Raw genomic sequence first — 22,508 nt, 5'->3', positions numbered from 1 at the left:
TCCACTCCACCCGCTCACCTCACCCAAGGAGCACCATGACCGGCACCACCGCCCTGCCCACCACCGGCGACCTGCGCAGCCGTGCCCGCACCAGTCTGCGGCGTGTCGGCGTGAGCGTTCCGGAGGGCAGCGACTTCCAGGCGCGTACGCCCATCACCGGCGAGGATCTGTTCGGCCTGGCCGGGGCGAGGCCCGCCGACTCCGAGGACGCCGTCGCCGCCGCACACGAGGCATTCCTCACCTGGCGCACCACACCGGCCCCGCGTCGGGGTGAACTCGTGCGCCGTCTGGGCGAGTTGCTGCGGGAGCACAAGAGCGACCTGGCCGACCTGATCACCATAGAGGCGGGCAAGATCCGCTCGGAGGCGCTCGGCGAGGTCCAGGAGATGATCGACATCTGTGACTTCGCGGTCGGCCTGTCGCGCCAGCTCTACGGCCGCACCATCGCCTCCGAACGTCCCGGGCACCGTCTCGCCGAGACCTGGCACCCGTTGGGCGTGGTCGGGGTCATCTCCGCGTTCAACTTCCCCGCCGCGGTGTGGTCGTGGAACACCGCGGTGGCGCTGGTCTGCGGCGACACCGTGGTCTGGAAGCCGTCCGAGCTGACCCCGCTGATCTCGCTGGCCTGCGACCGGCTCCTTGCCCGGGCCGCGGCGGAGGTCGGCGCCCCCGACGACGTGCACCGTCTCCTGCTCGGCGACCGCTCGGTGGGCGAGCGGCTTGTGGACGACCCGCGCGTCGCGCTCCTCAGCGCCACCGGATCGACCCGCATGGGTCGCGAGGTCGGCCCGCGCGTGGCGGCCCGGTTCGGGCGCAGCCTGCTCGAACTCGGCGGCAACAACGCCGCGATCGTGACGCCCTCCGCCGACCTGGACCTCGCGGTACAGGGCATCGTCTTCGCCGCCGCGGGTACGGCGGGCCAGCGCTGCACCACGCTGCGCCGCCTGATCGTCCACCGCGACGTCGCCGACACCCTTGTGGCGCGCCTGACGGCCGCGTACACCAAGCTCCCCATAGGGGACCCGTTCGACGAGAACACCCTCGTCGGACCGCTCATCTCCCCCGCCGCCCTCGACGGCATGCGGGACGCACTGGCCCGCGTACAGGCACAGGGCGGCAAGATCCTCGCCGGCGGCAACCGACGCCTGGCGGACACGGCGCCGCGGGCCGCGTACGCCGAACCGGTCGTCGTCCGTGTCGAGGAGCAGACCGACGTCGTACGCCAGGAGACCTTCGCCCCCATCCTGTACGTCCTCACGTACGAGACCCTGGAGGAGGCCATCGCGCTGCACAACGGCGTCCCGCAAGGTCTTTCCTCCAGCATCTTCACCCGCGACCAGCAGGAGGCCGAGCTCTTCCTGTCGTCCGAGGGCTCCGACTGCGGCATCGCCAACGTCAACATCGGCACGTCCGGCGCGGAGATCGGGGGCGCGTTCGGGGGCGAGAAGGAGACCGGCGGCGGCCGGGAGTCCGGCTCCGACGCCTGGCGCGCGTACATGCGCCCGGCCACCAACACCATCAACTACTCGGGCCGCCTGGCACTGGCCCAGAACGTGAGCTTCCTCTAGGGCTGCCCCGGGACGGCCCCCTCAGGCGTCCCGGTACCGGTCCAAGGTGGCCTGAGCCTTCGCGCGGGCTTCGGCCGTGAAGCAATCGGGGTTCTGCTTGATGAGGTAGGAGTGCGCGCGCAGGCTGAGAAGCCAGTCCTCCTCATCCTCGACGGTTTCGAGACGTTGGGTCTCCCCGCGCATCTTCTCGGCGGCCTTCTGAACCTTGGAACAGCCCTCTCCGCCCTTTTCCTCGACGTCAGTTGCGGCGGCCCGACCCGTGACGAACCCCCCGAGGGCGAGAACCACTGAGGCCAGTACGAGGCAGAGGATCATCCAAGGGACGGGACCTCGTCGTTTCGCGGACGAGTCGGGCGTCTGCGCTGTGCTGTTTTCCATGATCCCCCCACCGTGATGTGGCGGGGATCCTACAGCGGAACCCGCAGGCCTCCGACCGGAGTTCGATCACGGTCGGGTGCTCCGCAGTACTCAGCAGTACTCCGCAGTACTCAGCAGCGACTTTTGTCAGATGCGTTGACGAACCAACTACCGGCTCCTAGCTTCGTGTTCGCCGCGCTTCGTATGTCATATACGAGACGCGGTATGTCATACGCGGTGTACGCACGCCTCGCGTCGGCGTGTCGAGCCATAGTTCAGAGGAGAGAGAACCCATGAGTTCCCGCATCCGCAGGGGTCCCCGTCGAGCGGCCCCAGCAGCCATAGCCCTGTCCCTCCTCCTCGGCATCACCGCCACGGCGTGCGGGGACGACGGATCCGGTATCGCGGGCGACGCGGGCAGCGAGGGCTCCGGTAAGGGGACCATCACCTTCTGGGACAACAACACGGCCGTCCGTCGCGACATCTGGATGGAGATCATCAAGGACTTCGAGAAGAAGTACCCCGACATCAAGGTCGATTACGTCGGAGTCCCCGCCGAGAATGCCCAGTCGAAGTACGACAACTCGATCCAGGGCGGCGGTCTGCCGGATGTCGGCGGCGTGGGTGCCGCCATGCTCGCCGCGATCGCGGCCCAGGGCGCGCTCGAGCCGCTGCAGGACCGGCTGGCCGACAGTCCGCTGGACGGCGAGCTCAGCAAGAACCTGCTCGATTCGACGACTTCGGCGGGCGGGACGTCGCAGTTGCTCATGGTCCCGACGTCCGCGAACAACGGTGTCCTGTACTACCGCACCGACCTCTTCAAGGCCGCCGGTCTGGGCGCCCCGACCACGTGGAGCAAGTTCTACGAGGCGGCGGACCAGCTCACCGCCAAGGACAGCAACCAGTTCGGCTACACCATCCGCGGCGGTGTCGGGTCGATCGCCCAGGCCCTGGACGCGGTGTACGGGCAGAGTGGCATCAAGTCCTTCTGGAACGCCGACGAGACGAAGACCACGGTCAACGATCCCAAGAACGTCGCCGCCCTGGAGAGGTACACGGCCCTCTACAAGAAGACGACCCCGGCCGCCGACCTCAACAACAACTTCACACAGATGGTCGCCCAATGGGACGGCGGCCGGATCGGCATGCTGAACCACAACCTGGGCTCCTACCAGGACCATGTGAAGGCCCTCGGCCCCGGAAAGTTCCGCGGTCTGCCGAACCCGAAGACGACCGGCGGCAAGCGCGTCCAGGTGTCCAATCCGATCGACGGGCTCTCGATCTTCAAGACCAGCGCCAAGAAGAAGGCCGCCTGGAAGTTCATCGAGTTTGCCTCGTCCCACGAGGCCAGCTCCAAGTTCAATGAGTCCGCCGGTCTGATCCCGGCCAACAAGAAGGCGGTCAAGGACGCCTGGGTCGAGAAGTCGGAGCCGACACGCCTTGCCGCCGAAGCACTCAACTCCCCTGCCACCACGATCGTTCAGCTGCCGTACTACCTGCCCGACTGGAACACGATCTCGAAGGCCGACAACGAACCCGCCTTCCAGAAGGTCATGCTCGGCAAGACCAGCGCCAAGGATTTCCTCGACGACCTCGCCGACCAGCTGAACACCGCTCAGGCCGACTGGAAGCAGCTCAACTCCTGATCAGCGGAGATCAGGGGTCCAGCATGATGCCGGCGGCGACCGGTAGGTGGTCGCTGCCGGTGGCACCGTGCTGTTGAGATCGCCGAGCAGGATCACCCGGTCCAGTTTCCCGGCGGCGAGCGCCGCGCCCAGGAGACCCGCGCTCTCGTCCCGCCGCCCGGAACTGAAGTCGTGCCCCTGCACGCGGCCCGAGGGCAAGTGGTCTACGTACACAGCGATATCGCCCCATGGAGTACGGGCCTTCGCCCGCATCCCGCGGTTCCGGCCCTCCCTGACCCCCTCCGGTCTGACGTCCACGGCCCGGACGTCCGTCGGAGACAGTCTTTGGACCTGCGTGTGTCGGGTCGGATAGTGTCCCGGCATGCCAACTGAGGGCCCCCGCGATCTCACCGCTGTCTGCGCCGCGGCGCAGAGCGGCTACGTGCTGCAGGTCATACGTGACGGCGATTCCCAGCCGCTCGCCGAGAAGGAACTGCTCGACTGGCCGGACTGGCCGGAGTTCCCGCCTGCCGCTGCCCATGCGGCGGGGTGTGAGCTTGTCATGCTCGGCTACATGATCTGGCCTGACACGGTCACGCCCGACTCACTGATCGGGTGGCGCCGTGTCCCGGACGAGCAGGCATGGTCGGCGACGATCGGAAGCTTCCAAGACCTCCAGACCCTCGGATACTGAGGTTCAGGGACGGCTTCTCAGCGCAGGCTGGGGTGGAGTTCAGGGGGGCCGCCCAGGGTGTAGCGCAGGGAGAGCGGGGCGCTCCCGTCGATGTCGGTGATACCGAGGTGTGCTCCCAGCTCAGCGCCGATCAACGCCCTGCCGGAGAGCTGCATGAGATCGTCGGCCGCGTAGAGAGCCGAGATCACCCGGCCGGTGAACTGCGGGGATTCGCGCCTGGTGGTCGGCCGGGCTTCAACGGGCAGTGTTGCGAAGTGCGCGCGTGCGCGCTCGGTGTCCAGCCCGCCCATCCAGATCGAGACGGCGGCAACGTTGTGGGGGCGCAGTTCCTTGGCCATGTCGGCCGCCATCTTGTCGGCGCCTGCCTTCTGGGCCCCGTAGGCGGGGCCCAGGTGGTAGGACACAGCACCGTAGTAGCCCGTATTTACGATCAGTCCTCCGCCATTGGCGATCAGCAGGGGTGCGGCGTGGAAGCTTGCGACGTAGTGCGAGCGCAGGTCGACCGTGATGAGATCGGCTGTTTCCAGCGGCTGTTCCCAGAACCTCCCGGGGGGCGGAGCGTTGAGTGCCTGGGCCGCATTGTTGACCAGGATGTCGAGTCGGCCGTGATCGCGTTCTACCCGGGCGAACAGTTCCGCCACGGCCTCATCGTCGGCGTGGTCGACTGCCACCGCGACGCCTTTGCCGCCGGCTTCGTCGATGAGCGCCGCGGTCTCCGCGACTGTGCCGCCGTAGGGCGAGTCGGACGGTTGCCGACTGCGTCCGGTCACGTAGACGGTCGCGCCCGTCTGTCCGAGGGCGAGGGCAATTCCCTTGCCGGCTCCTCGGCTGGCTCCGGTGACCACCGCCACCTGCGGCCTGCTGTTGATCGACGCTGACATGGCACGCCTCAATGAGTTAGATGCGGATCGAACACTTTCGACTGTACGATGAGGATCGAACATGTCAAGTCGAGGGAGGATCCGCCATGGCCGAGCCGGTCGCGCGCCGCGTCAGGAACCTGGTCCACGCCGACCCGGAAGAGGTGAGCCTGCAGGCCGCACTCGATGCCCTCTCTGACCCGGTACGGCGTTCGATCCTGCGCGAATGCGCCGGTGAACCGGACTTCAGCCGGGCATGCGGCACATTTGACCTGCCGGTCTCCAAGGCGACGGCAAGCCACCACTTCGCGGTACTGCGTGCCGCCGGACTCCTGGAGCAGGTGGACAAGGGATCACGCAGGCTCAACCGGCTTCGCCAGCCCGAGTTCGACGCACGGTTTCCTGGACTGCTGGCACTCGTTCTCACAGAAGGTGCGCAGCCCCGACCACCCCAGGCTTGAGAGGCTGCCGACAGCGGGCGCGGACCAGACCGTCTCAACGAACCCAGTCCGCGTGTCTCGCCCAGTCCAGCCCATGCAGGTCTGCGACACAGGGGCGACCAACTTCGTTGAGACAGGACGCCGGAGCAAGAAGACCTGGCCTCTTCCGGTGGACCCGCACCGGCCGCCCGCGCTCCGGTCCGGGCCTTCGCCCTCTGCCACCGCGCGATACGGCCCCCTCCCGGCAGCGGCAATCCCGCGCGGCAGAAGGCTCACCCGGCGCTACGAGGTTCACGGCGCCGGTACGGCACCGATCTGCTGCATCACCCCGAGGAGATCAGGCTGGCCCCGTTCGCCGACGATCCGGCCGTCGGCCAGGTAGTAGAAGTTCATGGCCTGCACCGAGATCTTGTTGCCGCTCGCCGGGATCCCGAAGAATTCACCGTCGTGGGTTCCCCGCATGGTGAACCGCGCGGCCACGGTGTCGCCTTCGGTGACCGCCTCCTCCAGCGTCCACTGGACGTCGGGGAAGGCGCTGCGCATCATCCCGATGACTTCCAAGTACCCATCAGGCCCCCGCAGTGGTTCCGGGTGGCTTGGCGCGTGGAACACCGCGTCCGGAGAAATGACCTCGCGGGCGAGATCCTCGTTGCCCGTGTTGATGAACTCGACGAAACGGTTCATCACTGACTCGGTGGACTGCGATGGCATCTTGCTGCGCCTCTCCAGAGACGACGTTTGGGCGGGTACCTGCGAGCGTAACATCGAATCGATGTTCACATCGATTCGATGTTCGCGTGCGATGATGGACTCATGCTGGAACTCGCGATACTCGGCTTCCTCGCCGAGGGCCCCCTGCCAGGACACGAGCTGCGCCGCCGCGTCTCACAGCTGACCGGCTATACGCGGCCGGTCAGTGACGGCAGCCTGTATCCGGCGATCAATCGTCTGACCAGGGCGGGCTTGATCGAGCGGCGCGCCGACCCGGCCGCGGGGGCGGCCCGGTACGTGCTCAGCCTGACCGCGGCCGGGCGGGCCGACATGCTTCAGCGCCTGCGCAAGCCCGCCGACCACGAGATCACCGACTTCACCCGGTTCTACGTCGTCCTGGCATTCCTCTCCCACCTGCCCGACGTGGCCGAACGGCACGCGGTGCTGCGCAGACGGCTGGAGTTCCTGGAAGAACCGGCGAGCTTCTTCTACGACAACGAGCGGCCCCTGCGTGCCGAGGAGGTCGCCGACCCCTATCGGCGGGGCATGCTGCTCACCGCCCGCGCCACCAGTCGCGCCGAACGGACCTGGCTGCGCGAGACCCTCGGGGAGGAACCGCCCGTATTCGACACCGGATGCACCGACCGCGATCCGCATGCGCCCGCCGCTCCCGCGAGCTGACTGTCCACGGAGGTACCCCCATGCTTGCATCCTGGTACGACGACCAGGGACCCGCCGCCGATGTCCTGCACGTCGGTGAACTCCCTGATCCCGTCCCCGGCCCGGGCGAGGTCCGCGTCCGCGTCACCGTCTCGGGCGTCAACCCCGGCGACACCAAGAAACGGCGCGGCTGGCTCGGCTCGTCCATGCCCTTCCCCCGGGTGATCCCGCACAGCGACAGCGCCGGAGTCATCGACGCCGTGGGCGCCGGAGTCGACGTCCACCGCGTCGGACAACGGGTCTGGGTATACGGCGCCCAGTCCTACCGCCCCTTCGGCACCGCCGCCCAGTACACCGTCGTACCCGATCACCAGGCCGCACCCCTGCCTGACCACCTCAGTGACGAGCTGGGCGCGAGCCTCGGCATCCCCGGCATCACCGCCCACCGCACCGTCTTCGCCGACGGCCCGGTCGACGGCCAACTGGTCCTGGTCCACGGAGTTCTCGGCGGCGTCGGCTCCCTGGCCGCCCAGCTCGCCCACTGGGCCGGCGCCACCGTGATCGCCACCGTCCGCCGGACCGTGGACCTCGACCGCGTCGACCCGGCCGTCGCCCACGCCATCGCCCTGGACGCCGGCGAGCCCGCCGCTGCCATCCGCTCGTACGCGCCGCGGGGCGTCGACCGGATCATCGAGGTCGCGCTGTCCGACAACGCCGATCTCGACAACGCCGTCGCCGCCCAGGGGGCCGTCATCGCCGCCTACGCCACCCGCGCGGACCGCACTGAGATCCCCTTCTGGCCTCTGCTGTTCAACAACGTCACCCTGCGGCTGCTCGGCAGCGACGACTTCCCCACCGAGGCCAAGCGCCAGGCCGCCCGCGACCTCACCTCCGCCGCCGCCGTCGGCGCCCTTACTGTCGCCGTCGGCGACTGTTACCCGCTGGACGACATCGCCAAGGCCCACGACCACGTCGACGCCGGCGGTGGCCACGGCCGCATCCTGGTCACCATCCCCCAATAGCGCAGACTCGGAACACTGCCCTGCTCAACTGCCTGGCCCTGCGGGGCGGCGCCGTGCCGCCGTCCACCACCCGCTCCACCCAGTCCCGCGTCTTCCCCGCTCCCCCGCTCCCCCGGTCGTGAGCGCGACGCGCCTGGTAGGACGCCGCCATCGGGTGATCAGGTTGCGGCTGCCGGATGCGGCCCGCGCGGGCGACGGGAACACTGAGGGACGCAGGCCCGTACGCACGCGCCCACTCTTCGCCGAAGGGACATACCGTGGCCGATCTCTACGCCCTTGTCGCAGAGCACCTCGAGAAGGCCCGCACCGCCGCACACGGGCGCAGCGCCGAGCTGCTCCTGCACGACGGTCCACTGCGGCAGAGCCTCATCGTGCTCACCACCGGAACCGAGCTCGGTGAGCACGAGACGCCCACGGCCGCGACCCTTTTCGTCCTGCGCGGGCGGGTCGAGCTCAGCACGGCGAGCGAACCGCTCGAACTGGGCGAGGGCGAGTTCGCGCCCGTCCCGCACGAGCGCCACAGCCTGACCGCCCTGGACGACTCGGCCGTCGTACTGACCGCGGTCACCGGCATCTGAGCCGGGGCGCCACCGCGGCGCGACGGCTTCAACTCCGCGCGGCGGCCGTGAGCCACTCCTCGACCGTGACGACCTCCGCCCACTGCGGGAACAGCTTCCCGGTCAGGAGTTCGTGCACCTCGGGGTCCAGGTCGAGGCAGGCGTCCGACAGGACGGTGAGTCCGAGGTCCCGGTCGTTGGCGTGACACGCGGTGTGCAGCACCACGCCGCTGGTGGCGATGCCGGTCAGGACCAGGCTGTTGATGTCGCGCGCCCTGAGCACCAGGTCGAGGTCGCTGCCCGAGAACGCGCTCCCGCGCCGCTTGGTGACCACGGTGTCGCCCGGCCTGGGCGCGATGTCCGGGTGGATCTCGGTGCCGGGCTCGCCCTCGATGTGCAGGCCTGCCCGTGTCACGGCGGTGAGTGCCTTGTTTCGGGTGCTGACGTCCGGATAGCCCGGCCGTAACGCGATGACCACGTAGATCACGGGAATGTCCGCCGCGCGGGCACCGTCGATAGCCCGGCGCAGCCGCGGGAGATACCCCGAGCCGTCGTCGGCGAGGTCCACGATGTCCCGCTGCACGTCCATCACGAGGAGGGCGTTGTCCGCCATGTCCGTCGTCCCTTCTGCTCTTCGCCGGAGAGGGGCATGAGGCGGAGGCAGTTCCCCGCCGGTGCGATCATGGCGCGTGATGAACGCCGATGAGGAGTGTGCCGGGAGCGAGCCCGCGACGGAAGGGTGGCCGGACGTACCGGGTGACACCGCGCTCACCATCAAGGTCCCCGAGGCCGACCCGTTGGTCCGGGCGGGGTTCCCGGCCCATGTGACGGTGCTCTACCCCTTCGTGCACGAGAGCCGCCTCGACGCCGCCGCCCACCGCGAACTGTCCGCTCTCTTCGCCGGGCACGATGCCTTCACCCTCACCTTCGCGGAGTTCGCCCGCTATCCCGGCGTCCTCTACCTCGACCCGTGGCCGCACGCCCCGGTCACGGCCCTGGCCAAGGACCTCACCCGGCGCTGGCCCGATGCCGTGCCCTACCGGGGGATCTTCGACCCTCCGCTCGCCCCGCATCTGACGGTGGCGAACAACGAGGGCCCCGCGACCCAGGACGCAGCGTACGACGCGTTGCAGGCCGAACTGGAGCCCCTGTTGCCGCTGAGCTGTCGTGTCCGGGCGGTACACCTCATCGTCCGGGACGGCGCACGCTGGCAGGATCGCGCCGAGTACCGCCTCGCGGAGCACCCACGCTCACCGTGACCACCGTCGGCCGGTTACGGCCGCGGGGCGCCCAGGCGCACGGGAAGCTTCTGCACGCTGTTCCCCACGAAGGAGGCGTGCCGGGGAAGTTCGGGCTCCGGCATGGTGAGGTCGAGGTCGGGGAAGCGCGTGAACAGCTGCTCAAGGGCGATGGTGGCCTCCATGCGGGCCAGCGGGGCTCCCATGCAGAAGTGCGCGCCGTGGCCCAGGGACAGATGCCGGGTCGTCGTGTTGTCGCGGGTGATGTCGAACCGGTCGGCGTCGGGCCCGTGGGCCTGTTTGTCGCGGCCCGCCGCGGAGTAGCCGGCCATTACGGGGGTGCCCTGGGGGATGACGGTGCCGTCGAGCGTGAGGTCGCGGGTCGGGTACCGGAAGGGGAAGTAGCTGACGGGGCTGTCCCAGCGCAGGGTCTCCTCCACCACGTCGGCCCACGTCACCTTGCCGGACAGAGCAAGGGCGAGCTGATCGCGGTGGGTGCACAGGGCGCGTACGGCGTTCGTGATCAGGTTGAGGGTGGTCTCGTGCCCGGCGATGATCGTGAGCATCAGGGTGCCGATCAGCTCCTGCGGGCTGAGCCGGTCGCCGTTCTCCTCCCTGGCCGCGATCAGGGCGCTGGTGAGGTCGTCCCCCGGGTTCGCGGTACGGCCTGCGGCGACCGCGCTGAGGACCTCGATCATCTCCCGGTTGGCCGCCATCGCCTCTGCGGGGCCGATGTCGGTGGCGACGATCTGGTTCGACAGGTGGTGCAGGCGGTCCTGGTATTCGGCGTCCACGCCCAGGAGTTCGCAGATGACCCCCATCGGCAGCGGCATCGCGAAGTGCCTGCGCAGGTCCGCGACGCCGTCACCCGTGGCGGCCGCCTGGTCCAGGTCCTCCAGGAGCCCGGTCGTCAGGGCCGTGATCCGCGGCTCCAGTTCGGCCACCCGGCGCGGGGTGAACGCCTTGCCCATCAGCGAGCGCAGCCTGCGGTGGTCCGTGCCGTCGGCGGTGGTCATGCCCTGCACCGTCGCGAACGTCTTCAGCGGCCAGCCGTCGGCTATCTCGCCGGCCTGCAGCGCGGCGAAGTGCTGTGCGTTCTTGGCGACGTCGGGGTGCGAGAGGAACTCCTTGAGCGCGTCATGGCCGAGGACCGCCATGCCCTCTACGTCACCGGGCAGGACCACCGGCGTGACGGCGCCCTGGGCGAGGAGCCGGGCGTTGTCGGCGTGCGGACAGCCGCCCGCCGGGTCGAAGCGGTGCGGCTGGCTGGCTTCGGTGTTCACCTGGGGCGTGTTCAACGGGCTCTCCTGGTCGAGGGGCGGGTCGGCTGCGGCTCGGGGCTGCGGGGGCTGACGGTGTGTCCGGTCACAGCACGGGCTGGGGCTCCGGCGAGTGGGCGGGGTGCTGGGGCAGGACAGGGGCGGTGAAGCGGACCGGCAGCGCGGCAAGGCCCTTGCTCCAGGGCGACTTCATCCACTGCAGTTCGCTCTGCGGGATGGCCAGCTCCAGGTCGGGCAGCCGGTGGCGGATCGTGTCCACGGCGGTACGGGTGATGAGCCTGGCCGGGTCCTGGGCCGGGCAGATGTGCGGGCCCGCGCCGAAGGCCAGGTGGGAGCGGTTGCCCACGACCGGTGAGCCGTCGTCGGGGAGGATCTGCGGGTCCGCGTTGGCTCCGGCCAGACCGAGGATGAGCATGTCGCCGGTGCGGATGTGCTGTCCGCCGAAGGTCATGTCGCGGGTGGCGTAGCGGGCGGGGAAGTTCTGCGTGGGCGGGAAGCGCCACAGGACCAGGTCGAGCGCGTCGTCCACGCTGAGGTGGCCGCCGGTCAGTGAAGAGCGGAACTGCGGGTCGCAGAGCAGGATGCGCAGGGTGGTGGCGATCCAGTTGACGGAGGTCTGGTTGCCCGCGACGAACATGACCACGAGGTTGTGCAGGACCTCTTCGTCGGTGAGTTGGGCGGGGTGGTGCAGCAGTGCGGAGGTGACATCGTTGCCGCGGTGGCGCCGCTTCTCCTCGATCAGCTGGAGCAGGATCGCGCCCATCCGCTTGCTGGCGTCCGCGGAGCCGCCGGTGGCGGCGGCCGTTCCGGCGAGGGCCTCCACCAGATGGCGGCCGGTCTCGTCGTCGAGGCCGAGCAGCGTGGTGATGACGCGCATCGGCAGCTTGCGCGCGTAGTCGGCCACCAGGTCGGCCTCGCTGCGTCCGGCGAACGAGACGATCACCTCCTCGGCCGTGGCCCGCACGGAGCGCCGCAGTTCGTGGCCGTTGATCCCGGCGAGGGCGGCGGAGACGGCGGCGCGCATCCGGCGGTGCTGCTGTCCGTCGGCGAACAGCAGGGCGGGCCGCCAGCCGACCATGGGCAGGATCGGCGAGTCGGCGGGCACCCGGCCCTCCCGCAGCAGGCTCCAGCGGCGCGGGTCGTGCGAGAAGTCCTGCTCGTCGCGGGTCAGTTGCAGCATCTCACGGTGGCCGATGACCAGCCAGGCGTCGACGCCCGGGGCGATGGAGACGGGTGCCACCGGTCCGTGGTCGCCGCGCAGTTGCTCGTACAGGGCGGGCAACGCGTCGCCGTCGAGGTCGGGTCCGTACAGCGCGGTGACCGGGGCCGCGGCTCCGGTGACCGGGCAGCGGTCGGGCGGCCCGTCCGCCGCGTAGGGCGAGGTCATGAGGTCTCCGTGGCGATGTGGATGAGGTGGCTGACGAGGGCGATCAGGGCCCGCACCGAGGACGCGGGGTCGCGTGCGTCGCAGGTCACCACGGGGGTGCCGGGGAGCAGGTCGAGGGCGGCGCGCAGGTCGTCCACGCTGTGCAGGGGGCTTCCGGGAAAGACGTTGACGGCCACCGCGAAGGGCAGTCCGAGGTCCTCCAGGTTGCCCAGCGCGTCGAAGGACGCCTCCAGGTCACGCGTGTCCACCAGGGCAAGGGCTCCGAGCGAGCCCTTGGCCAGGTCCCGCCACGCGGGCAGGAACCGCTGCTGGCCGGGGGTGCCGAACAGGTAGAGGACCAGATCACCGTCGATGGTCATCCGGCCGAAGTCCAGGGCGACGGTCGTGGTCGTCTTGCCGCCGGTCACGACGGTGTCGACCCGGGCGCCCGCCTGGGTCATGACGGCCTCGGTGGACAGGGGTTTGATCTCCGAGACGGTGCCGATCAGGGTGGTCTTGCCGACCCCGAGCGGTCCGACGACCAGGATCTTGGCGGCGCCCACGACGCTGGAGGTGAGGTACTTCCCGGAGCCGGCTGGCTGCGGGGCCTCGGACGGCGCGTCAGAGGCGGCTTTCGAGACCATGGAGGACCTTTCTGAGCATGGTCACATCGGTGTGTTCGGCCGGAGGCACGGGCGGGCGCGTCACGATGAGTCCCCATTCGAGGAGATCGCAGAGCAACGCCTGCACGACCGAGGGGGGCTGGCCGATGTGGGCGGCCACCTCGGCCACCGAGAGGAGTCCCTGACAGTGCGCCAGGATGACCTGGTGCTCGGGCTGGAGCGACGCGGGGAACGCCGCGTCCGTCGCCATCACCAGGGACTCCCAGGCCAGGGCCTCGGTGTCGGATGCCGCCCGTCCGCGAGTGATCACGTACGGGCGGATCGCCGAGGCCGTCGGCTCCTCCGGCCGCGGGGTCGTCATGACGCCGAAGCGGCCGGATCCCGCGGCAGGCTGCTCAGGTGCGAGCCGATCTTCACCACGAGCAGCTGCATCTGCTGGGCCACCAGGCCGACATCGGCGTTCAGGTCAGTGGCGACTCCCAGGTGCGCGCCCACACCGGCGTGGGTGAACAGCACGAACCCGTGGTCGGTCTCCAGCATCAACTGTCGTACGTCGGCGCCCGGACCGTAGAGCAGCGCGGTCGTGGACCTGCCGGTCATGGTCATCGCCGCGCAGGCCGCGGAGAGGGACTCGGCTTCGGCGACGCTCAGGTCGGCCACGGGGCCGGAGAGGTTCTCCGCGGACGCGTGCCCGAGTCGCAGCCCGTCCTCGGAGACCACCACGCTGTGCCGGACCCCGGGGATCTCGATCAGCGGGCGGAGCATCCAGCCCAGGTCGGGAAGGGGGTTGATTATTCCGGTCACTGCCGGCCTCCGTCATGCTCGTCAGGGGTGGGAGATTGGGACGGTGCAGCGGTCGGCGGTGGCTCCGCCTGCCTGTTCGCCTCCTGCGCCGCGGACTGGTCCGCGTTCAGGGCCGCGCGACCGCGCAGCGAACCGGACACCACGCTGGCGATCGACGCGCGCGCCGCCTCCGGCGTCCAGGGGGTCGCGAGTGCGGACGTGGGTGCCTGCCGGCGCTCCGGCGTCGGCGGGCGGGTCGCTCCCGGGGCGGCGTGGCGGCGGTTGCGCCGCCGGGGCAGGCCTACCGCCGTCTCGCTCTCGGGCGGCGCGCTCGGAGCGGCTGCGGCCCGGATGTGCAACTCGTCGTGCTCGGCGGGGTCGTGCCGCTCAAGCTGCTCGTGCGATTGCGCGGGAGCGGGCTCGGCGATCCGCTGCGGCGGCGCCACCTGGGCGCTCACCCGATGGGATCCCGTGAGGCGCGAGGGAGGTTCGGTCAGCAGCCGGAACGGTACGAACGTCACCGCACGCGTGCCGCCGTAGGCCGAGGCACCGCTCAGCTCCACGTTGAAACCGAGCTCCCGGCTCCAGCGGCCCACGCAGGCGAGGCCGAGGCGGGGCACCGCGCCCAGGCGGGCCAGATCCTGGTCGTCGCGGAGCTGGCCCATCGCGCGGTGCAGCACGTCCGGCGGCATTCCGAGTCCGGCGTCGTCGATCTCCAGGACCGCTCCGGCGCCCACCTCGCGGATGGTGACGACGACGTGGGAGCGTGAGGGCGAGAACACCGTGGCGTTCTCCAGGAGTTCGGCGATGGCGTGCATCAGCCCCTCCACCGCGGGCGGCACGGCGTACAGCGTCTGTCCGCCGTGCACCTCGATCCGGCTGTACTCCACGATCCGCGACTGTGCGCCACGTACGCAGTCGTACAGCGAGACCGGCCGGGTCTCCCTGCGTGCGGGCCAGATCCCGCACATGACAAGGAGCGTCTGGGCCTTGCGGGTCATCTGTGCGGCCGCGTGGTCGGCCTTCATCACCTCGGCCATGAGGTGCGGGTCGTCGATGGAGCGCTCGACCCGGTCGAGGACCTGCTGCTGCACGGTGGCCATCGCGTGCATGGTGCGTGCGACGGACTCGAAGGCGGCCTGCACCGAGTCCCGCAGGCCGCGTTCGCGGCGCACCGCCTCGTCCGATCCGAGGGCCGCGGACACGGCGGCAAGCGCCCGCGCGAATTCCTCACCGGTGTCCCCCGGCGGCGCCAACGGGCCCGGCACACCCTCCAGGCGCTGCCCGGCGCGCACCCGCTCCGCGATGGCCGGGAGTCTCACACCGGCCAGGTGCTCCACTTCGGCCTGGCGGACCGCGGCAAGACGCTCCTGCCCGGCCCGGTCGGCCCGCTCCGCGGACAACTGCCGGATCAGCACGAACACCCAGGCGAGCAGCAGCACCGCGACCGCGGCGCCGCCTCCGGCCAGGACCCGCCGCCACTCGGCCGCCGCGTCCAGTGCGGCGAGCACCGCACCCGCGGCCGCCAGGACCACCGCCATCAGCCAGACCACGGCCTCGCGGCCCACGGAACCGCGCTTGAGACGGCTCACCACGGCGCACGCGCCCCGGCGACCCTGCACACCTTCAGCACAACGAACGAATCCTCCCCGAGCGCACCGAACTCCCTTACGAATGGGGAGCGTGGCGATCTTAGGTTAACTCGTGCCTTTTGGCTTCCCGTCGCGGAAGCCGACCTTCCGGCACGCATCGCCCTGCCGGGACTTGTTCGAAATCGCTGTCCGAACTCACCGTCCGGAAAGGGGGCACCGGGCGAGCAGCGCCGCCGGGTCGGCCACGTCCGGACGCGGCACGGTGCGGCTTGGCGGCGGCCGTTCACCCCGGTCGAGCCAGGTCTCCAGCGCCGCGCACCAGGTACCCGCCGTTGGACATGCCGGTGGCCAGCGTGCGCGCGGGAGCCCGGTGGTATCGCTGCGCTACCACTGTCCGGGCGGCGCGGGTGAGTTGAGTGACGCGTTCGTTCCATTCGGCGATCGCGTCGCCCGGCCCGTCCAGCCAGGAGCTCTCCTGACGTTCGGCGCCGGGGACCTTCAGCCTCGCCGACGACGCGCCGTGCCACCCTGACCCGCGCCGGGCTGTTCGGCTGCCGCCGGGACCGTGATCAGCGTGACGAGCAGCGCCGTCAGGGCGAGGGTGCTGCGGAGTGACCGAGTGGGGCGGACTCCGCGGGGCCGGGGCCGGGGCGGATCTGTGGCGGGCGCGGGTGGTACCTCCGGTGGATGTGAACGCGTACGGCGGCTGCGTGGAGGAGCGGCGGTGGCGGGGCCAGGGTCCGGCGCCACCGCTGTCAGGTGCTGTGGGGATTCGTCAGGGGCAGGTGCCGTCGGCAATGACGTAGTGGCCGATTGGCGACTCCTTGAGGGTGTGCGTGACGGCGGTGTTGTAGAGGCCCATGTGCTGGTTCGAGCCCTTGGCGTAAGCATGGCCGCCGCTGGTGGTGGCCCGGCCCGCCTGGACCTGCTGGTAGTTGTTCGCGGTCCAGCACCTGGCGGCGGAGCCCGTGGTGGAGGCGGTGACCTGGGCCGACCGCATGCCTTCCGTGCCGACCGTGTCGCGGGCGGCCACGCTGTACGTGTGGCTGCCGCCGGAGCTGAGGCCGCTGTCCGTGAACGGAGGGCCTGGCGGCGTGGCGACACGGGTGCCGTCCCTGTACACGGCGTACGACGCGGCGCCGTCGACGCTGTTCCAGTTCAGGGTGACGGACGTGTCGGTCGCGCCGATCGCGGTCAGGCCCTTGGGGGCGGGCAGGCCGCCGGGGTCGGGGTCGGAACCGTCCAGGCCGAAGAAGCCGGTGATCCAGTAGCTGGAGCAGATGGAGTCGATGAAGTTCGCCGTTCCGGTGGCGCCGCACTCCTGTGCGCCTGTTCCCGGGTCGACGGGGGTTCCGTGGCCGATGGAGGGAACGCGGTCGACTTCTACGGCGACGGACCCGTCCGTCCCGAGGTACTGCTCCCTGCGGGTCGAGTCGGGGCCGATGGTGGAGGTGCGGTCCGGACTCTGGTCCAGGCCGTTGACGGCCGTCCACTGGTCGCGCAGTTCGTCGGCGTTCCTCTTGGCGACGGTGGGGTCGTTGTCGCCCTGCCAGATCGCCACCCGCGGCCAGGGGCCGCCGTAGCCGGGGTTGGCCTCACGGACGCCCTGCGCCCAGGCCGATGGGGTGCGGTCGACGCCGGGACTCATGCAGCTGTACGCCGAGAGGACGTCGTCCGCGCAGTCGTACGGGAGGCCCGCGACCACGGCGCCCGCCTTGAACACGTCCGGGTAGGCGGCGAGCATCACCGACGTCATGGCGCCACCGGCCGACAGACCGGTGACGTATGCCCGTTCCGGATCGGCACCGTACGCGGAACCGGCGTGCGCCACCATCTGACGGATCGACGCGGCCTCGCCCTGCCCGCGCCGGGTGTCGCCCGGCTGGAACCAGTTGAAGCACTTGCTGCTGTTGTTGGCGGACGTCTGCTCCGGGAAGACGAGCAGGAATCCGTGCTGGTCGGCGAATTTCACCAGGCCCGCGTTGTCGGCGTACAGCTGCGCGCTCTGGCTGCAGCCGTGCATGGCCACCACCACCGCGGGGCGGGCCGACAGGGTGGTCGGCCGGTACACGTACATGTTCAGGCTGCCCGGATCGGCACCGAAGTCGGCGACCTTCTCCAGGGCGAGGGCTTTCGGCGCCGCCTGTGCGGCGGTCGACGGCGCGATCACCGCTCCGGCCACGACCAGGCCCACGACGGCGGTCACACGCCCCAGGGCCCGGCGCCAGCGCCCTCTTCCCTTCGCCTTCACCTTCGCCTTCGCCCGGGAAGGCGGCCCTTCGGACTCCTGCGGACTCAAACGTCTCTCGTACGACGGCATGGCGGCTCCCGACGGAGGGCGACGCGGTCTCCGGGGCGGATCACGCGACCCCGGAGGCCGTCCACTCCTGCTGCGGGCCGGGACGCCGGGGTGCCGGCAACCGTAGGAGCCACCACAACCTGGACAGAATGGCGACGAGCGCCACAACTCCGTCAACTGCCGCTGGTGTCAGACCTGTTGTCGCGCGGCCCTGTCCGTGCTACTAGCGGCGTCCTGGCCCGGCAGCCGTGCAGGTTCTGGTTGAGTTCCCGCAGAACGGCCTCCAACAGGCTGCGCGTGCCGCCCAGGGAGGGATCCGCGAGCTCGCCGTGTCCCGTGGATCCGGGCGAGCCCGGTCGTCCGCGCCGACCTGCCGTGTTCCGCGGGGTCACCGGCCGGTGTCGGAGGCGTCGGCGCTGGCGAGCCCCTTGTGGATGCGCTCCGCCCAGTTGTCGACGGCCTTCCAGTCCCGGTGGTCTCCGTACCGTCCGCCGCGTGCCCGGAAGGCCAGGTGCCGCCACCCCGGGACGTGATCGCGGTAGACCGCTCCGGCCAGCATCTGGTGCTCCCAGGGGCGGATGAGAGAGCGGATCCCGGCCAGTTGACGGGGCTCGACGCTGCGGCGGACGGGCCAGTGTCCCGCGTGGGGCGGCACGCTGACGCTGTACAGCCAGGTCGGATGCGTGGCCAAGGTACTGGGGTGGCTGCGGATGAAGTCGGTGGCCTGCCCGAGCCAGGCCCCGTGATGCACCGCGCTGCCGAGCACAAAAGCGTCGTAGCCCCCCGTCTTCTGCTCCGCGGCCAACGGGACGACGACCGTGACGTGCCCGCCCTCCGCGAGCCGGGTCGCGAGGCGCTCCGCGATGCCATGGGTAGAGCCGTGCACCCCGGTGTAGCCGACCAGGATGTTCATTCCATAGCTCCTCTTCGGTGACGTGGGCACGCGCCAGTTCCAGGGCGGTGACTTGGGACGGTGGTACGGCCTTTCCCGGGAGCCGCACGGGGATTTCGGAACATCCAGGATGCTCTCCGGACCGGGAAAGGCCGCCGTCCTCGCACCGGCGGGCAGACGCCATGGGCGCGTGCCGGGCGAGGCGTTGTGGCCGCGACGTGAGGCATGGACGCCGGGCCGGACGGTCTGCTGCCGCCCGCGGCTGTCCGCAGGTGCTCCCCAGGACGCGACACCCCGGCTCCCCCACTGTCGGTTGAAATCGACATGAAACGGTAGAACGCCGAGGTCTAGGGCATCCGCCACCATAGAGGGGGTCGACAACGTCGAACAGGCGTCTGTCGGCCACTGTGGCCACTCTCCACGAGCGGACGCCGACGGGGTGTGGGCGGCGATGCGCCGGGTACCTCGGTATGCCGGTACGGCGACACGCTCCGCCTCCACCCACCGCGGCCGGTTCGCCCCTCCCCGGCCGGCCTCCTCGGTGGAACCGTCCGAAGCACGTCCCCCGCCGGGACACGGCCCCGCCCGTGCGCGCCGGACCGCTCACGCAACACCTCCGAACACCCTGACGCAGGAGGCACCGTGGCACTCGTACGAACGGCAGCCCTCGACGCCCACTGGCGCGCGGCGAACTATCTGGCCGCCGGTCAGATCTACCTGATGAGCAATCCTCTGCTGACCGAACCGCTGCGACCCGAACACATCAAGCCGCGCCTCCTCGGCCACTGGGGCACCTCGCCCGGCCTCAACCTCATCCACACGCATCTCAACCGCGTCGTCAAAGAGCACGACCTGGACGCGCTGTGCGTGTGGGGCCCTGGGCACGGCGGTCCTGCCGTGCTCGCCAACTCCTGGCTGGAGGGCTCGTACAGCGAGACGTATCCCGACGTCACCAGGGACGCGGCGGGCATGGCGAAGCTCTTCCGCCAGTTCTCGTTCCCCGGCGGCGTGCCGAGCCATGTGTCACCGGAGACGCCCGGCTCGATCCACGAGGGCGGCGAGCTCGGCTACTCCCTCGCGCACGCCTACGGAGCCGCTTTCGACCACCCCGGCCTGCTCGTCGCGTGTGTCATCGGCGACGGCGAGGCGGAGACGGGACCGCTGGCGGCCTCCTGGCACTCCAACAAGTTCCTCGATCCCGCCCACGACGGCGCGGTCCTGCCGATCCTCCACCTCAACGGTTACAAGATCGCCAACCCGACCGTGCTCTCCCGGATTCCGGAGGCCGAGCTGGACTCCCTGCTCAAGGGGTACGGCCACGAGCCGCTGCACGTGAGCGGCGACGACCCGCGCAAGGTGCACCAGTCGCTGGCCAAGGCCATGGACCAGGCCCTGGAGCGCATCTCCGCGATCCAGCGCGCCGCCCGTGGCGGCAGCGCGCACGGCCGGGCGCGCTGGCCCGTGATCGTGCTGCGCACCCCCAAGGGCTGGACCGGTCCTGCGACGGTGGAGGGGGAGCCGGTCGAGGGCACCTGGCGTTCGCACCAGGTGCCGCTCGCTCGCGTACGTGAAGACCCCCACCACCTGGCGCAGTTGGAGGCCTGGCTGCGCTCCTACCGGCCCCAGGAGCTCTTCGACGAGCACGGCCGCCCCTGCGCGCAGGTCCTCGACTGCGTCCCCAAGGGCCTTCGGCGGCTCGGCGCGAACCCGCACGCCAACGGCGGGCTCCTCACGCGTGATCTGCCCATGGAGCCCCTCGAACACTTCGCCGTCCCCGTCGACAAGCCGGGCACGACCCTGCACGAGCCCACGCGGGTCCTGGGCGGTCTGCTCGCCCGGATCATGGCGGACACGTCCGAGCGCAGGGACTTCCGGGTCGTGGGCCCGGACGAGACCGCGTCCAACCGCCTCGACGCGCTGTACGGCGTCACGGGCAAGGCCTGGCAGGCACAGATCCTCGATACCGACGAGCACCTCTCCAGGGACGGGCGGGTCACGGAAGTCCTCTCCGAACATCTCTGCCAGGGCTGGCTGGAGGGTTACACCCTCACCGGCCGCCACGGCCTGTTCTCCAGCTACGAGGCGTTCGTCCACATCGTCGACTCGATGGTCAACCAGCACATCAAGTGGCTGGGGACCTCGCGATCGCTGCCGTGGCGCGCACCCGTGCCGTCCCTCAACTATCTGCTCACCTCGCACGTCTGGCGCCAGGACAACAACGGTTTCTCGCACCAGGACCCCGGGTTCGTGGATCACGTACTGAACAAGAGCCCGGAGGTCGTCCGCGTCTATCTGCCGCCGGACGCCAACACCCTGCTCTCCGTGGCCGAGCACGTCCTGCACAGCCGCGACTACGTGAACGTCGTCGTCGCCGGCAAGCAGCCCTGCTTCGACTGGCTCTCCCTGGACGAGGCGCGCGTCCACTGCGCGCGCGGCGCCGGTATCTGGCAGTGGGCCGGATCCGAGGACGGCGGGCGCGAGCCCGACGTGGTGCTCGCCTGCGCGGGCGATGTGCCCACGCAGGAAGTCCTGGCCGCGGCCGGTCTGTTGCGCGAGCAGCTGCCCGAACTCGCCGTCCGTGTGGTCAACGTCGTCGACATGACCCGGCTGCTCCCCCACGAGGAGCATCCGCACGGCATGCCCGATGCCGAGTACGACGCTCTCTTCACCACCGACAAACCGGTGATCTTCGCGTACCACGGCTATCCCTGGCTGATCCACCGCCTCGCGTACCGCCGCACCGGGCACGGCAATCTGCACGTACGCGGCTACAAGGAGTCGGGCACCACCACCACGCCGTTCGACATGGTCGTACGCAACGACCTCGACCGGTACCGCCTCGTGATGGACGTCATCGACCAGGTCCCCCATCTCGCCGTCCGCGCCGCTTCCGTCCGCCAGGCCATGGCCGACACCCGCTCCCGCCACCACACTTGGATCCGCGCCCACGGCACCGACCTCCCCGAGGTCACCGACTGGACCTGGACCGGCTGATGCCCCGACCACACCACGGAGGTGGGCGCCATGCCCACGCAACAGACCATCACCGCCGGCGTCGACGGCTCACACGAGAGCCTGGACGCCGCCGCCTGGGCGGCCCACGAAGCACTGCGACGTGACCTGCCCCTCCACCTCGTCCACGCCGGCGACCCGCCCGCTGACCGCACCCGGCTGCCGGAGATCGACGTCCCGTCCGGGCGCGAGAGCGGCGCACTCGGCCGTGCCGTCCTGCAGCTCTCGCGCGAACACCCCACCCTGGGGATCCTCGACGAACAGGTCACCGGATCACCGGTGGGGGCGCTGTTGGCGGCGGCCGGACATTCGGCTCTGCTCGTCCTCGGCTCACGCGGCTCCGGCGCCATCACCAGCGCCCTGGTCGGCTCGGTCGCACTGGCCGTCGCCGCGCGCGCCTCCTGTCCCGTCGCTCTCGTACGGGCGTCGGGCCACCCCGAGGACCGGGGCCCGACGGTGGGCCCGGATCATCCGGTCGTGCTCGGTCTCGACCTCGCCCATGGTGGCGACGAACTTCTTGAGTACGCCTTCGACGCGGCGGCGTCCCGCCAGGCACCGCTCCATGTCGTGCACATCTGGACCGCCCCGCTGATCCCTTCCGCCGACGCCATCGACCCCATGCCGGAGAAGACGCAACGCCTCACGGCCGAACTCGCCCCCTGGCGGCGCAAGTTCCCCGGTACGCAGGTATCCGACCAGCTCGTACACGGTCTCGCGGGCCACCACCTGGTCAAGGCGGCCTCGACCGCCAGCCTGCTGGTCATCGGCCGTCGTGTGCCTGTGGGGCCACGCCTCGGGAGGACCACGCACGCAGTGATCCACCAAGCGAAATGCCCGGTCGTCGTCGTCCCGCACTACTGAGGGATCACCCCGCCGCGGGCGACTCACCCGCGGCGGAGGATGCCAGGACGGCCGGTTACCGCTGCGCT

Annotated in this window: 23 protein-coding genes and 1 pseudogene; 10 read left to right on the top strand and 14 right to left on the bottom strand. The window is 70.4% G+C overall.

Going from position 1 to position 22,508, the window contains the following annotated elements; genetic code table 11:
• Window positions 1–35 precede the first annotated feature (35 nt).
• A complete protein-coding gene (gene amaB / locus ACZ5CR_RS01230) occupies window positions 36–1,568 on the top strand; it encodes an L-piperidine-6-carboxylate dehydrogenase (RefSeq protein WP_468852359.1) in 1,533 nt (510 codons plus the stop codon).
• 21 nt (window positions 1,569–1,589) lie between these two features.
• Here amaB and ACZ5CR_RS01225 read toward each other — a convergent pair whose 3' ends face one another.
• Window positions 1,590–1,883, bottom strand: coding sequence for a hypothetical protein (locus ACZ5CR_RS01225; RefSeq protein ID WP_468852357.1), 294 nt, complete (start codon window positions 1,881–1,883; stop codon window positions 1,590–1,592).
• Window positions 1,884–2,218: 335 nt separating this feature from the next.
• Between ACZ5CR_RS01225 and ACZ5CR_RS01220 the strand changes: the two genes are divergently transcribed.
• Window positions 2,219–3,571, top strand: coding sequence for an ABC transporter substrate-binding protein (locus ACZ5CR_RS01220; RefSeq protein WP_468852355.1), 1,353 nt, complete (start codon window positions 2,219–2,221; stop codon window positions 3,569–3,571).
• Here ACZ5CR_RS01220 and ACZ5CR_RS01215 read toward each other — a convergent pair whose 3' ends face one another.
• Entirely contained in the window at window positions 3,572–3,784 is a 213-nt protein-coding gene (locus ACZ5CR_RS01215; RefSeq protein WP_468852354.1) for a hypothetical protein, read from the bottom strand.
• Between the two features lie 148 nt (window positions 3,785–3,932).
• Between ACZ5CR_RS01215 and ACZ5CR_RS01210 the strand changes: the two genes are divergently transcribed.
• Window positions 3,933–4,244 carry a hypothetical protein gene (locus tag ACZ5CR_RS01210; protein WP_468852352.1) on the top strand — a complete coding sequence of 104 codons (312 nt, stop codon included), beginning with the start codon at window positions 3,933–3,935 and terminating at the stop codon, window positions 4,242–4,244.
• A 17-nt stretch (window positions 4,245–4,261) separates the two neighbouring features.
• On the opposite strand, the gene ACZ5CR_RS01205 is transcribed toward ACZ5CR_RS01210, so the two are convergent.
• Window positions 4,262–5,125 (bottom strand): SDR family NAD(P)-dependent oxidoreductase, encoded by an 864-nt coding sequence (locus ACZ5CR_RS01205; protein ID WP_468852350.1) that lies wholly within the window; start codon window positions 5,123–5,125, stop codon window positions 4,262–4,264.
• A gap of 86 nt (window positions 5,126–5,211) precedes the next feature.
• Here ACZ5CR_RS01205 and ACZ5CR_RS01200 point away from each other — a divergent pair, with 86 nt between their 5' ends.
• Window positions 5,212–5,565: an ArsR/SmtB family transcription factor gene (locus ACZ5CR_RS01200; protein WP_468852348.1), complete on the top strand. Its 354-nt coding sequence runs from the start codon at window positions 5,212–5,214 to the stop codon at window positions 5,563–5,565.
• A gap of 270 nt (window positions 5,566–5,835) precedes the next feature.
• On the opposite strand, the gene ACZ5CR_RS01195 is transcribed toward ACZ5CR_RS01200, so the two are convergent.
• Window positions 5,836–6,228, bottom strand: coding sequence for an ester cyclase (locus ACZ5CR_RS01195; RefSeq protein WP_468852346.1), 393 nt, complete (start codon window positions 6,226–6,228; stop codon window positions 5,836–5,838).
• A 129-nt stretch (window positions 6,229–6,357) separates the two neighbouring features.
• Between ACZ5CR_RS01195 and ACZ5CR_RS01190 the strand changes: the two genes are divergently transcribed.
• The 3 genes from ACZ5CR_RS01190 (at window position 6,358) to ACZ5CR_RS01180 (ending at window position 8,515) form a co-directional block, all read left to right on the top strand.
• Complete coding sequence (locus ACZ5CR_RS01190; RefSeq protein ID WP_468852345.1) at window positions 6,358–6,936, top strand: PadR family transcriptional regulator; 579 nt, start codon at window positions 6,358–6,360, stop codon at window positions 6,934–6,936.
• A 20-nt stretch (window positions 6,937–6,956) separates the two neighbouring features.
• Window positions 6,957–7,937, top strand: coding sequence for an NADPH:quinone reductase (locus ACZ5CR_RS01185; RefSeq protein WP_468852343.1), 981 nt, complete (start codon window positions 6,957–6,959; stop codon window positions 7,935–7,937).
• Window positions 7,938–8,194: 257 nt separating this feature from the next.
• The gene (locus ACZ5CR_RS01180) at window positions 8,195–8,515 is read left to right on the top strand and encodes a cupin domain-containing protein (protein ID WP_468852342.1); all 321 of its coding nucleotides are present in this window, start codon (window positions 8,195–8,197) and stop codon (window positions 8,513–8,515) included.
• A 28-nt stretch (window positions 8,516–8,543) separates the two neighbouring features.
• Here ACZ5CR_RS01180 and ACZ5CR_RS01175 read toward each other — a convergent pair whose 3' ends face one another.
• Complete coding sequence (locus ACZ5CR_RS01175) at window positions 8,544–9,107, bottom strand: cysteine hydrolase family protein (protein WP_468852340.1); 564 nt, start codon at window positions 9,105–9,107, stop codon at window positions 8,544–8,546.
• Window positions 9,108–9,186: 79 nt separating this feature from the next.
• Between ACZ5CR_RS01175 and ACZ5CR_RS01170 the strand changes: the two genes are divergently transcribed.
• Window positions 9,187–9,753 (top strand): 2'-5' RNA ligase family protein, encoded by a 567-nt coding sequence (locus ACZ5CR_RS01170; RefSeq protein ID WP_468852339.1) that lies wholly within the window; start codon window positions 9,187–9,189, stop codon window positions 9,751–9,753.
• 14 nt (window positions 9,754–9,767) lie between these two features.
• On the opposite strand, the gene ACZ5CR_RS01165 is transcribed toward ACZ5CR_RS01170, so the two are convergent.
• The 9 genes and pseudogenes from ACZ5CR_RS01165 to ACZ5CR_RS01125 all read right to left on the bottom strand — a co-directional run bounded on the left by ACZ5CR_RS01165 (window position 9,768) and on the right by ACZ5CR_RS01125 (window position 18,588).
• On the bottom strand, window positions 9,768–11,030 hold the full coding sequence (locus ACZ5CR_RS01165; RefSeq protein WP_468852337.1) for a cytochrome P450 family protein: 1,263 nt from the start codon (window positions 11,028–11,030) through the stop codon (window positions 9,768–9,770).
• 67 nt (window positions 11,031–11,097) lie between these two features.
• On the bottom strand, window positions 11,098–12,399 hold the full coding sequence (locus ACZ5CR_RS01160) for a cytochrome P450 (protein WP_468852335.1): 1,302 nt from the start codon (window positions 12,397–12,399) through the stop codon (window positions 11,098–11,100).
• Window positions 12,396–13,022, bottom strand: coding sequence for a GTP-binding protein (locus ACZ5CR_RS01155; RefSeq protein ID WP_468852333.1), 627 nt, complete (start codon window positions 13,020–13,022; stop codon window positions 12,396–12,398). Before ACZ5CR_RS01155 ends, ACZ5CR_RS01160 begins: the two co-directional genes overlap by 4 nt.
• Complete coding sequence (locus ACZ5CR_RS01150) at window positions 13,000–13,362, bottom strand: DUF742 domain-containing protein (protein WP_389906032.1); 363 nt, start codon at window positions 13,360–13,362, stop codon at window positions 13,000–13,002. The genes ACZ5CR_RS01155 and ACZ5CR_RS01150 overlap by 23 nt, the downstream gene beginning before the upstream one ends.
• Window positions 13,359–13,805 carry a roadblock/LC7 domain-containing protein gene (locus ACZ5CR_RS01145; protein WP_468852330.1) on the bottom strand — a complete coding sequence of 149 codons (447 nt, stop codon included), beginning with the start codon at window positions 13,803–13,805 and terminating at the stop codon, window positions 13,359–13,361. The genes ACZ5CR_RS01150 and ACZ5CR_RS01145 overlap by 4 nt, the downstream gene beginning before the upstream one ends.
• Complete coding sequence (locus tag ACZ5CR_RS01140) at window positions 13,802–15,325, bottom strand: ATP-binding protein (protein WP_468852964.1); 1,524 nt, start codon at window positions 15,323–15,325, stop codon at window positions 13,802–13,804. The genes ACZ5CR_RS01145 and ACZ5CR_RS01140 overlap by 4 nt, the downstream gene beginning before the upstream one ends.
• 364 nt (window positions 15,326–15,689) lie before the next feature.
• Window positions 15,690–15,830 (bottom strand): annotated as a pseudogene (locus ACZ5CR_RS01135) (tannase/feruloyl esterase family alpha/beta hydrolase); the annotation flags it as partial.
• Between the two features lie 321 nt (window positions 15,831–16,151).
• Window positions 16,152–17,582, bottom strand: a complete 1,431-nt coding sequence (locus tag ACZ5CR_RS01130; RefSeq protein ID WP_468852328.1) for an extracellular catalytic domain type 1 short-chain-length polyhydroxyalkanoate depolymerase — start codon at window positions 17,580–17,582, stop codon at window positions 16,152–16,154.
• Window positions 17,583–18,063: 481 nt separating this feature from the next.
• A complete protein-coding gene (locus tag ACZ5CR_RS01125) occupies window positions 18,064–18,588 on the bottom strand; it encodes a flavodoxin domain-containing protein (RefSeq protein WP_468852326.1) in 525 nt (174 codons plus the stop codon).
• A 621-nt stretch (window positions 18,589–19,209) separates the two neighbouring features.
• On the opposite strand from ACZ5CR_RS01125, the gene ACZ5CR_RS01120 reads away from it, so the two are divergent.
• Together ACZ5CR_RS01120 and ACZ5CR_RS01115 are read left to right on the top strand one after the other, a co-directional pair.
• Window positions 19,210–21,561, top strand: a complete 2,352-nt coding sequence (locus ACZ5CR_RS01120) for a phosphoketolase family protein (protein ID WP_468852324.1) — start codon at window positions 19,210–19,212, stop codon at window positions 21,559–21,561.
• A 30-nt stretch (window positions 21,562–21,591) separates the two neighbouring features.
• Entirely contained in the window at window positions 21,592–22,440 is an 849-nt protein-coding gene (locus ACZ5CR_RS01115) for a universal stress protein (protein WP_468852322.1), read from the top strand.
• The last annotated feature ends 68 nt before the right edge of the window (window positions 22,441–22,508 follow it).

It is taken from the genome of Streptomyces sp. NPDC031274, from assembly GCF_055570235.1.
This window is presented reverse-complemented; position numbering and strand designations above follow the sequence as displayed.